The organism is Streptomyces sp. NPDC043867, assembly GCF_056435845.1.
Genome location: NZ_JBWKDS010000001.1, coordinates 211,794 through 222,888, shown reverse-complemented (window position 1 = coordinate 222,888; position 11,095 = coordinate 211,794). Strand labels below are relative to the sequence as shown.

At 73.8% G+C, this 11,095-nt stretch carries 6 protein-coding genes; 3 read left to right on the top strand and 3 right to left on the bottom strand.

Translation table 11 applies throughout. The features are described 5' to 3' along the window. Positions 1 to 111: 111 nt before the first annotated feature. Both AC069T_RS01085 and AC069T_RS01080 read right to left on the bottom strand, forming a co-directional pair. Complete coding sequence (locus tag AC069T_RS01085; RefSeq protein ID WP_478780712.1) at positions 112 to 717, bottom strand: hypothetical protein; 606 nt, start codon at positions 715 to 717, stop codon at positions 112 to 114. Positions 718 to 837: 120 nt separating this feature from the next. Beyond that, the gene (locus AC069T_RS01080; RefSeq protein WP_478780711.1) at positions 838 to 2,046 is read right to left on the bottom strand and encodes a nucleotide sugar dehydrogenase; all 1,209 of its coding nucleotides are present in this window, start codon (positions 2,044 to 2,046) and stop codon (positions 838 to 840) included. Between the two features lie 270 nt (positions 2,047 to 2,316). Here AC069T_RS01080 and AC069T_RS01075 point away from each other — a divergent pair, with 270 nt between their 5' ends. Continuing rightward, positions 2,317 to 4,023, top strand: coding sequence for a glycerol-3-phosphate dehydrogenase/oxidase (locus tag AC069T_RS01075; RefSeq protein WP_478780710.1), 1,707 nt, complete (start codon positions 2,317 to 2,319; stop codon positions 4,021 to 4,023). Between the two features lie 126 nt (positions 4,024 to 4,149). Here the strand turns inward: AC069T_RS01075 and AC069T_RS01070 are convergent, their stop codons facing one another. Continuing rightward, positions 4,150 to 5,361, bottom strand: coding sequence for a serine hydrolase domain-containing protein (locus AC069T_RS01070; protein ID WP_478780709.1), 1,212 nt, complete (start codon positions 5,359 to 5,361; stop codon positions 4,150 to 4,152). A 182-nt stretch (positions 5,362 to 5,543) separates the two neighbouring features. Between AC069T_RS01070 and AC069T_RS01065 the strand changes: the two genes are divergently transcribed. Together AC069T_RS01065 and AC069T_RS01060 are read left to right on the top strand one after the other, a co-directional pair. Then, the gene (locus tag AC069T_RS01065; RefSeq protein WP_478780708.1) at positions 5,544 to 7,754 is read left to right on the top strand and encodes a serine/threonine-protein kinase; all 2,211 of its coding nucleotides are present in this window, start codon (positions 5,544 to 5,546) and stop codon (positions 7,752 to 7,754) included. A 206-nt stretch (positions 7,755 to 7,960) separates the two neighbouring features. Further along, complete coding sequence (locus AC069T_RS01060; protein ID WP_478780707.1) at positions 7,961 to 11,038, top strand: protein kinase; 3,078 nt, start codon at positions 7,961 to 7,963, stop codon at positions 11,036 to 11,038. Positions 11,039 to 11,095: the final 57 nt, after the last annotated feature.

Below are 11,095 nucleotides of genomic sequence, written 5' to 3'. Positions count from 1 at the left end.
CCCCCCCCCCCCCCCCCCCCCCTCCCCCCCCCCCCCCCCCCCCCCCCCCCCCCCACACCCCCCCCCCCCCCCCCCCCCCCCCCCCCCCCCTTCCGTACGCCGAGGCGGCGGTTACCGACCGGCCTTCTTGGCGCTGGAGAAGGCCACGTACGCGGCGATGGCGAAGAAGACGAACGTCAGCGGATCCGAGTCGGCCTTCCACGCCTCCTGGACCGCGTCGAAGTGGTCGAAGAAGAGCTCGCTGAAGTCCACGCCCAGGTCCTTCGCGCCGATCATGGCCTCGCCGATCAGCTGGCCGAGGTAGACCGCGCCCGCGGACAGCACGACGCTGACCGCCGGCAGGACCGGGTTGCGTCCGCCGACGCGGCCCGCGGCGAGGCCGGTCAGGAAGCCGACGCCGACCGCCGCCCAGCCGATCTCGTGCTTCGTGAGGCCGATGACCACGCCGTACGCGACTGCCGCGACCAGGGCGGCGCCGACGGCGGCGGCGAGTCCGAGGCCGAGGTTGGCCCGGGCCGGAGCGGACGGGGCCATCGGGGCCATCGGGAAGCCCGGCGCGCCCTGCTGCTGCGGGAAGCCGGGGACGGGCGCTCCTTGCGGGGCGTCCGCGGGGCCCGGCCCGGCCGCGTACGGGTTCCCGGTTCCGGGGACGCCCGCGTACGGGTTCCCGGACTGCTCGGCCGGTGGAACGGACGGCGGCGTGGACGGCGTGCTCATGTGGATCCCCCCAGGGACAGCAGCGCACAGCGGGTGCGCCGGAAACGCGAGCGCACGTGCGTGCGAGCTGCCGCACACTAGCAGGCCCGGTCCGCACTCCGTACGGGGATTTCCCGGTGGTCAGAGCCGGTGCGCCGCCCCGGTCGGCGTGGCTCCGCGGGTGTCCAGGAGGAGCTGGGCCTTCACGGACAGGCCCTGGAGGTCGTACGTGCGGTGCTGCTGGAGCAGGATCGTCAGATCGGCGTCGGCCGCGGCCTCGTACAGCGAGTCGGCGCGGGGGATGGGGCGGTCCAGGACGCTCCAGGCGGGGATCAGCGGGTCGTGATAGCTGACGGACGCGCCGAGTTCCATGAGGCGCAGGGCGATCTCGTGGGCGGGGGAGCCCTGCTGGTCGGCGAGGTCCTGCTTGTAGGTGACGCCGAGGAGCAGCACGCGCGCGCCGCGGGCCGACTTCCCGTGCTCGTTGAGGAGGGTCGCGGCGCGCTGGATGACGTACTGCGGCATGTGGTCGTTGACCTGCTGGGCCAGTTCGACCATGCGCAGGGTGCGGCCGGAGCGGCCCCGCAGGTCCTGGGCGACGCCGTGACCGCCGACGCCCGGTCCCGGCCGGAAGGCCTGGAAGCCGAACGGCTTGGTCTCGGCGCACCGGATGACGTCCCAGAGATCGACGCCCAGGTCGTGGCAGAGCACGGCCATCTCGTTGACCAGGGCGATGTTGACGTGCCGGAAGTTGGTCTCGAGCAGCTGTACGGTCTCCGCCTCGCGTGGTCCACGCGCCCGTACGACCTTGTCGGTGAGGCGTCCGTAGAAGGCGGCGGCCGACTCGGTGCAGGCGGGGGTCAGGCCGCCGATGACCTTCGGGGTGCTGGCCGGGTGGAAGTCGCGGTTGCCGGGGTCGACCCGGCTGGGGGAGTACGCGAGGTGGAAGTCGCGGCCGGCGCGCAGCCCGGAGCCCTCCTCCAGCAGGGGCCGCAGGAAGTCCTCCGTGGTCCCGGGGTGCACGGCGGACTCCAGGATCACCGTGGTGTGCGGGCGCAGCCGGGCGGCCAGGGTGCGGGCGGCGGCGGCCACCTGGCCCAGGTCCGGCGCTCCGTCCGCGCCCCGGGGCGTGGGCGCGCAGATGACCGCCGTGCGCACCCGGCCGAGTTCGGCCGGGTTGGTGGTCGGCCGGAAGCCTCCCGAGTGCATCCGGCGCAGTTCGGCGGCGGTGAGGGAGCCGCCCTCCGGTCCGGTTTTGTAGCCGAGGGTGGGGATGCCGGCGGCGACGGCGGCCTGGGCCAGGGGCAGGCCGAGATGACCGAGTCCGATGACGGCGAGATCTGCGGGCATGGCGTGGGCCGTCCTTCCCAGTAGCCGTAGTGGGACAGGTGTGCAAGCCCTGTGGACAGAACGGGCGAGCGCAATGTCAGACTAGGAGTAAATATGACCGATATGCGGGATTCTTTGGTTGTGTTTTCTCGTGAGTCCCCGATCGATGTCCACAGGCGGCCGGGCCGGCGGTGGCCGAAGGTGGGCAACAAGGTCAGAATTTGGGCATGGGGTGAGAGCCGGGCTTCGCCGGACGGGTGCGGCCAGCGCAACGGATAGCGGGAGGCAGCGGTGAGGACAGCGACACTGGGGCCGGCGGAGCGCGCCGAGTCACTTGCGGGATTGGCCGAGCGTGAACTGGACATCCTGGTCGTGGGCGCGGGCGTGGTCGGTGCGGGCACCGCGCTCGACGCCGTGACACGCGGCCTGTCGACAGGGTTGGTCGAGGCGCGCGACTGGGCGTCCGGCACCTCCAGCAGGTCCAGCAAGCTGATCCATGGCGGCCTGCGGTATCTGGAGATGCTCGACTTCACACTGGTGCGCGAGGCCCTCAAGGAGCGCGGACTGCTTCTGGAACGGCTCGCGCCGCACCTCGTGAAGCCGGTGCCGTTCCTCTACCCGTTGCAGCACAAGGGCTGGGAGCGGTTGTACGCCGGCTCGGGCGTCGCCCTGTACGACGCGATGTCGATGGCCCGCGGACACGGCCGCGGTCTTCCCGGCCACCGCCACCTGACCCGTCGCCACGCACTGCGCGTCGCTCCCGCCCTGAAGAAGGACGCGCTGGTGGGCGCCCTGCAGTACTACGACGCGCAGATGGACGACGCCCGCTATGTCGCCACGCTGGTGCGCACGGCGGCCGCCTACGGCGCGAAGGTCGCCAACCGCGCGAAGGTGACCGGCTTCCTGCGCGAGGGCGAACGCGTCGTCGGCGCCCGGGTGCACGACCTCGAAACCGGCGGGGAGTACGAGATCCACGCCAAGCAGGTGGTGAACGCGACGGGTGTGTGGACCGACGACACCCAGGCGATGGTCGGGGAGCGCGGGCAGTTCCACGTACGGGCGTCCAAGGGCATCCATCTGGTCGTACCGAAGGACCGCATCAACTCGACGACCGGCCTGATCCTGCGCACCGAGAAGTCCGTGCTCTTCGTCATCCCGTGGGGGCGGCACTGGATCGTCGGGACCACCGACACCGACTGGGACCTCGACAAGGCGCACCCGGCGGCCTCCAGCGCCGACATCGACTACCTGCTGGAGCACGTCAACTCGGTCCTCGCCCTGCCCCTCACCCGCGACGACGTCGAGGGTGTCTACGCGGGACTGCGCCCGCTGCTCGCCGGCGAGTCGGACGCCACCAGCAAGCTCTCGCGCGAGCACACCGTGGCGCATCCGGTGCCGGGTCTCGTGGTCGTCGCGGGCGGCAAGTACACGACGTACCGCGTCATGGCCAAGGACGCGGTGGACGAGGCGGTGCACGGCCTCGACCAGCGTGTCGCCGAGTGCGTCACCGAGGACATCCCCCTCATCGGCGCCGAGGGCTACCGGGCCAGGTGGAACGCCCGAGCGCGCATCGCCGCCGACACCGGCATCCACGTCGTGCGGGTGGAGCACCTGCTGAACCGTTACGGGTCGCTCGCCGACGAACTGCTCGACCTCATCGCCGCCGACTCCTCGCTGGGTGCGCCCCTCCAGGGCGCCGACGACTATCTGCGCGCCGAGGTCGTCTACGCCGCCTCGCACGAGGGGGCGCGCCACCTCGACGACGTGCTGACCCGGCGGACACGCATCTCGATCGAGACCTTCGACCGGGGCACGCGCTGCGCCCGTGAGGCCGCCGAGCTGATGGCGCCGGTCCTCGGCTGGGACAAGGACCAGACCGAGCGCGAGATCGAGCACTACGAGAAGCGGGTCGAGGCGGAACGGGAGTCGCAGCGCCAGCCCGACGACCTGACGGCGGACGCGGCACGGCTGGGAGCGCCGGACATCGTGGCGCGGTAGGGGGTGTGGCGGCGGGGCGTGTTCCGGCGCCCCGGCGCCCGGCGCCCGGCGGCCTCGGCCGTGCCCGGCGTGGGTTCACTCGAACGGGTGTCCTGAGCTGGGATATCTGCTCGGGGGCGAACCGTTCTACGAGGTGCGGGGGCAGAACTCGGCGGCGAGCAGGGCCGGTTCGAGGTCCGGGTCTGCGATCCCGTCCGTGTTCACCCGGAAGGTGAGGACACGACGGCCGTCGGCGGTCGCTGCGGTGCGCACGTAGCTGCCGGATATTCGGCCGTTGTGTCCCCACACCGTGGTGCCGCACGGCAGCTTCACCGGATAGAGACCCATGCCGTACCTGCCCTGTGCGGTACGGGTGTCGAGCATCTCGCGCAGCAGGGCGGGCGGGAGCAGCTCACCGCCCAGCAGGGCCGCGTAGAAGCGGTTCAGATCGGCAAGCGTGCTGACCAGCTCGCCCGACGCGCCGGCCACGCGCGGGTCGAGCTCGGTGACGTCGGACCCGTCGGCGGCGTAGGCGCGGCCGTGCGGGGAGGGGAGGGAGGCGCGGGCGCCGGGGAAGGAAGTGCCCGTCAGACGGAGGGGGGTGAGGACGCGCCGCCGGACCTCGACGGCGTACGAGTGGCCGGTGACCTGACGGACGACCAGTCCGAGCAGGACGTAATTGGTGTTGGAGTAGGCGAAGCGGCCGAGGCGGGCCGGGGGGTGGGTGAAGGCGATGCGCAGAGCCTGAAGCGGGGTGACGGGAACGGCCCCCCTGGTCTCCGCCGTGAAGTCGTACAGGCCGCTGGTGTGGGTGAGCAGGGCACGCAAGGTCAGCGCGCGACCGTCGTTGCCCGCTCCGTGCACCAGTCCCGGCAGGTGTTCCGCCACGGAGTCCGACAGGGACAGCCGGTGCTCGGCGGCCAGTTGCAGCACGACGGTCGCCAGGAACGTCTTGGTGATGCTGCCCGCGCGGAAGCGGTCGCCGCTGCGGATGGCGGCACCGGCCCGGGAGCCGGCGGCCGGTGCGGACACGGCGCCGGTCTCGGGCGGGCTCTGCGGTACGGACGTGACGTCAGGTTCCAGAGGGACGCCCCGGACTGAGGTGGTGTCCGATCCGGGTGCGGTCCAGGGGAAGGAAGGGGTGGTGCCGGTGGCGGCTTCGGCGTGGGCGTAGCGGGTACCCGTCTCCTCGCGGATGAGGAGGGCCGCGGCCGGGGCCCTTCCCCGGGAGACGAGCAAAGTCAGGGCGGTGTCCGCGGCGGCGCTCGCGTCGGCGGGGGAACCGGCCGGCGTGAGGCCGAGCAGAACGGCGGTCACCGGAATGGTCACGAGTGTCCGGCGTGTCCGGAGCAGCGGCATCGCGGTCCTCCCTTATCGGGGGCCCATCATGCGGGACGAACGGAGCCGTGCGGCAGGCGGTCTCCCGGGTCGGCCGCACCGAAGCCGGGTCCTGCCCCGGTCCCAGGGCACCCTGGGCGTCGGGTGGTCCATGCGTGAGGGACAATGAAGGCTCTGTCGGGGCGGGTTGCATGAGGGGACGCATGTCGGAGGCGGAGCGGGCGGGAGCATCCCGTCAGGACAAGAGCGGGCGTCTCCTCGCCGGGCGGTACCGGCTGGGAGACGTACTCGGCCGCGGCGGCATGGGCACGGTGTGGCGCGCCCAGGACGAAACCCTGAGCCGCACGGTGGCCGTCAAGGAGCTGCGGTTCCCGTCGAGCATCGACGAGGACGAGAAGCGGCGGCTGATCACACGGACGCTGCGCGAGGCGAAGGCGATCGCCCGGATCCGGAACCACGGCGCGGTCACCGTGTACGACGTGGTCGACGAGGACGACCGGCCCTGGATCGTGATGGAGCTCATCGAGGGCAAGTCCCTCGCCGAGGTCATCCGCGAGGACGGGCTGCTGACGCCGAGGCGGGCGGCGGAGGTCGGTCTGGCGATCCTCGACGTGCTGCGGGCGGCGCACCGTGAGGGCATTCTGCACCGGGACGTGAAGCCGTCGAACGTGCTGATGTCCGAGGACGGCCGGGTCGTACTGACCGACTTCGGTATCGCGCAGGTGGAGGGCGACCCGTCCATCACCTCGACCGGCATGCTCGTCGGCGCGCCCTCGTACATCTCGCCCGAGCGGGCGCGCGGCCACAAGCCCGGCCCCGCGGCCGACCTCTGGTCGCTCGGCGGACTGCTGTACGCGGCGGTGGAGGGCGTGCCGCCGTACGACAGGGGTTCCGCGATCGCGACGCTCACCGCGGTGATGACCGAGCCGGTGGAGCAGCCCAAGCACGCGGGGCCGCTGGAGAAGGTGATCTACGGTCTGCTGGCCAAGGATCCCGAGCAGCGGCTCGACGACGCGGGCGCGCGGGCGATGCTCACCGAGGTGCTGCGGCAGAAGCCGGCATCCCGGGAGGCCGGGTCCGAGCCGGTGGACGCGACGAAGGTCGTGGCGCTGCCCCCGGTCCCGGAGGACTCGGACCGGGGCGGTTCGGGCGGCAGGCGCGGCGAGGACGCGGGCGAACGGCTGCGCGGGGCATTGCGTTCCCTGGGGAAGGTGGCGGGAGCGGCCGCGGTCACCGCACGCGCCAAGTCCGGATCCACGGGCACGTCCGGTTCCGCGGCGGTTCCCGGGGCCAAGGGGGCCGACGGGGCCGCGGGTGCGGGAGGTGCGGCGTCGGCCGGGGCGGACACGCCTGCCCCTGGCAAGTCCGGTGAGTCCGGGCCCGGTGCGGCCGGCTCCGGCCAGGCCGGCTCGGGTGCGACGTCCGGCTCGGGTACGGCGCGGGCGGCGGGCTCCGTCGCGGGCCGGTCCGGTGACGCCGGTGCGGGCGGTTCCGCGGGCGCCGTGACGGCTTCGGCCTTCGCGTCCGAAAGCGGCAAGTCCGGTACGCGGGACGGCGCGCAGGGGCCGGACAAGGAGAACGCGGGACGGACGTCGGGCTGGCCCGAGGTGCCCCCCGCGCCTGCGCGGCCCGCGCCCAAGGCGGCCCCGCTGACCGACGTGGTGCCGCGGCGGACGCTGGTGCTCACGGCGGTGGTCGTGGTCCTCGCCATCATCGGTACCGTGCTCGCCCTGACCCTCGGGGGCGGCGACGGCGATGCCGATGACAGCAGGAGCGGCGGCACCAAGACCTCGTCCGGCGGGACGGACGCGGGCAGTGCCGACAAGGACAAGGGGTCCGGCGCCGGCGCCGGCGGCGACGACAAGTCCCCGTCGGCCACGGCCTCCCAGAAGCCGGGCACGGGCGGGAGCGCCGACAGCACGCCGAGCGGGGACGCGTCGGACGACAAGGGCGGCGAGGACGACACGAAGTCGGACGACAGCACCGCCGTACAGACGTACAGGGCGGGGCAAGGGTTCTCCATAGGTCTGCCGAAGGGATGGAAGTACCAGTCCACGGGCGCGGCGGGGTCCCGCTTCAGCGGCCCCGACGGGCAGAAACTCCTGGTCGGCTGGACATCCACGCCCAAGAACGACCCGGTCGCGGACTGGAAGAACCAGGAGCGGTACATGGTCCGCTCGCAGTACAAGCGCATCCGCATAGAGAAGGTGGACTACCGCGGCTGGAACACGGCCGACTGGGAGTTCACCTACGTGGAGGGCGGGACGAAGTACCGGTCCATAGACCGCGGTTTCGTCGTCAACTCTCATCAGGGATACGGGCTCATGTACACCGCGAAGGACGCCAAGTGGGACAGCGCCCTGCGCAAGAGCACCTGGCGGACGCTGACGACGACGTTCAAGCCGAAGGTGTGACGCCGCGGCGGGGGCGCCTCGGGTGGACAGACCGGTGCCGGTTGTCCACCCGGGCGCGGCCGGGGGCGAGTTCGCGGTCCTGAGATCTCGCATCAGCTCATTGCGGGTTGCCTCCGGCACGTATCGTGAGTGGTTGCGAACCGTACGGAACGACAACGGAGCGCAACCCGAACGGAATTGACCACCGGGCGGCCGGGGGAGGCGTCGTGGACGACTACGCGGGACGGGTACTCGCCGACCGCTACCGCCTGCCCCTGCCCCCGTCCGACGAGTACGAACTCGCCGAGACCCGGGCCTTCGACACCTACAGCGGCCAGGAAGTCCTGGTCAGGCAGGTGCCGTTGCCCGAGGTCGTCGAGGCGGAGGTGCTCGACGCGGACGGCCTGCCGGAGGGGTTCGTGGCGCGGGACGGCGTCCAGGGGAGGTCCGGCCGGGCCGGCGCTGCCGCTCGGACGACCCGGCGCTCCGCCGAACCGGCCGTGCGCCGCGCCATCGAGGCCGCGCAGGCCGCCGCTCAGATACCCGACCATCCCCGGCTCGACCAGGTCTTCGACGTGTTCGCCGAGGGCGGTTCGCTCTGGGTCGTCAGCGAACTCGTGGCCGCCCGGCCGCTGTCGGCGCTGCTCGCCGAGAAGCCGTTGACGCCGTACCGGGCCGCCGAGGTCGCCTCGGACGTCCTCATGGCCCTGCGGGTGCTGCACGCGCACGGCTGGGTGCACCGGAACATCACCGCACGCACCGTGCTCGTCTGCGACGACGGCCGGGTGATGCTCAGCGGTCTGGCGGTCGGGGCCGCCGAGGAGGCCCTGTGCGGGTACGACCCCGTGCCGCCCGGGGAAGTGGAGCCGGGCGGGGGCCCGCACGCCGCGGGGCCGGGCCCGGGGCCCGGCGGGCCGGTGGCCGGAGGAGTGGCGGGCCACTCCCTCGGAGCGGGCGCCGGTGCCGGCGGTCCGCTCAGCAGGGACCCCGAGGCCGCTCGGCGGGCCGCGATCGAGGCGCGTGAGAAGGGCATGGAGGCGCGGGCGGCCGGTGCGGAGGCGCGGGCCGCGGGTCGCGTCCCGGCCGCGGGCGGGACACGCGGTGGTGTGCCCGCGCTGGGCGGCCCGGCGGCCGAGGACGACGACGTCCGGGCGGCACGGGCCGGGGCGATCGCCGCGTACCGGGCGGGCGCCCGGGCCGCGGCCCGCGTCCAGGACGAGGAACGCGACAGCCGGGCGGCTCTGCCCGCCCCCCGGCCCACACCGGGAACCGAAGCCGCCCGCCCGCCCGGCCACGGCACGGAGTCCCGGCCGACCCCGGGTTATGGCACCGACCCGGGTCAGGCCCCGGGGTACGGTGCCGGGTCCGCGCGGGGTTCCGGGTACAGCGCCGACTCCGGGCGGGATTCCGGGTACGGTGCCGACCCTGGGCGGGATTCCGGTTACGGGAGCGAGGCCGGGCGGGGTTCGGGGTACAGCTCCCCCGAGTTGGGTTCCGGGTACGGCACCCCCGGGCGCGGTTCCGGGTACGGCGTCGACCCCGGTCAGGCCGCCGGGCACGGTGCTGAGGGCGGGCAGGTTCCGGGGTACGGGGACGGTTCGCCGGAGGTGTACGGGCGGGGAGGGGAAGCGCGTCGGAGTTCCGGGCAGGGGGTCGAGCGGGTCCCGGGTACGCCGCCCCCCGGCCAGATAGCGGACCCGTACGGAGTCGGGCGGGGCAACCCCTGGCACGGGGCCGCTCCGCGGAGCGGGGCCCCGGGGCAGGGGCGGGCCGCTCTCCCCGGGGGCGGCGACCAGACGGCGTTCTACGACACCGGCGACGGCGCCCCTGCGCCCGGCCCGGCGCAGGGGGCCGTCCATGAGTTCGGCGCCCACGGCGCGGGCGCCGCGACTCCGGTCCCCGCCAAGGGCGTTCCACAGGGCGTTCCGCAGCAGGCCCGCAGGCAGACCGCGCAGGACCCGCGGTTGGCCCAGGACGCCCAGGACGCCACCCGTTGGGACCACCTGGCCGCCGCCACCGCGCCCCGTCGCGGGCCCGCCACCGCGCTCGCCGCCGAGCGGGCACGGCAGGCGCGGATGACCGTGGTCGGACCGGTGACCGAGCGCTGGGCCCCCGAGCAGGCCGGCCCCGTGCACGAGAACTGGCAGCTCGCCGCGCCGATCGGTCCCGCCACCGACCTGTGGGCGCTCGGCGCGCTGCTCTTCCGTGCCGTGCAGGGACACGCGCCCTACCCGGAGGAGAACACGGCCGAGCTGGTCCAGCTGGTGTGCGCGGAGCCCCCGGCGTACGCGGAGGAGTGCGGACCGCTGCGGCCGGTCGTGGAGTCGCTGCTGCGTCAGGACCCGACGGAGCGGCTGGACTTCGAGGACCTGCGCGGCTGGCTGCGCTCCCTGGTCCGGTCGGCTCCGGAGCCGGAGGCGGGCGCGCACGTCATCGCCGCGCCCCCCGTCGACCCGCGGCGGCTGCCGATCGTACGGCGCCGGGGTGAGCTCGTCCGCAGGCGTCGCGCGGGGCTGCCCGCGACCAGCCCGCACGCCCGCCACAAACGCGCGAGGCAGGAGCGGTCGGCCCAGCCGCGGAAGCTGGGACGGAACCTGGTCGTGCTGGTGCTGCTCCTGCTGGCCGCGGCGGTCGCGTACGCGGTGTACTTCATGCCGGGGGCGGACACGACCGCCGGCACGGACGGCGAGCGGACCGGGGCCGCCGAGAGCGCCGGAACCACGCCGGACCCCGGCACCGACGGCAGGGCGAGCAGCGAGCCGCGCCCCGACCAGACCTCGCCCGGGAGCGGCAAGCAGCCCTCCAAGTCGCCCGGCCGGACGCGCGAGCAGACGTCCTCCGACCCGGACGTCGCCCAGGGCTTCACCGTGCGCAAGGACGCGGAGGGCTTCCGGGTCGCCGTGGCCCGCGGCTGGGACCGGTCCGCCAAGAACGGGCGCGGCCAAGTCGTCTACGCGCACGGGGACTTCCAGCTCATCGTCGTACCGGGACGGGACGGTACGGACGCCTACGGCAGCGACCCGATGACGTATCAGCGGGAGAAGGAGCGCGAACTGCAGCCGTTCCGCGACTCGACCTGGGCGACGTCCAGCGGGATGCGGACGATCGACGTGGGCGGCCGGACCATGGCCGAGGGGCAGTTCACGTGGACCGACGGCGAGGGGCGCGAGCTGTTCGTGCGCAATCTCGCGATGATCGTCGGGGGGCGCTACCACGTGGTGCAGGTACGCGGCCCGGAGGCCGAACGGGACGAGGTGACGCGGCTGTACGAGCAGGCGTCGTCGACGTACCGGGTCACCGGCTGAGCGGGCTCCGCCCCGTCGGCCGCCCGGACAGGGCACCTGCCGTCACCGTCCACGGCA

Coding starts and splice junctions, on each gene's coding strand:
- AC069T_RS01085 (WP_478780712.1), bottom strand. CDS start 717: ATGAGCACGCCGTCCACGCCGCCGTCCGTTCCACCGGCCGAGCAGTCC.
- AC069T_RS01080 (WP_478780711.1), bottom strand. CDS start 2,046: ATGCCCGCAGATCTCGCCGTCATCGGACTCGGTCATCTCGGCCTGCCC.
- AC069T_RS01070 (WP_478780709.1), bottom strand. CDS start 5,361: ATGCCGCTGCTCCGGACACGCCGGACACTCGTGACCATTCCGGTGACC.
- AC069T_RS01065 (WP_478780708.1), top strand. CDS start 5,544: ATGTCGGAGGCGGAGCGGGCGGGAGCATCCCGTCAGGACAAGAGCGGG.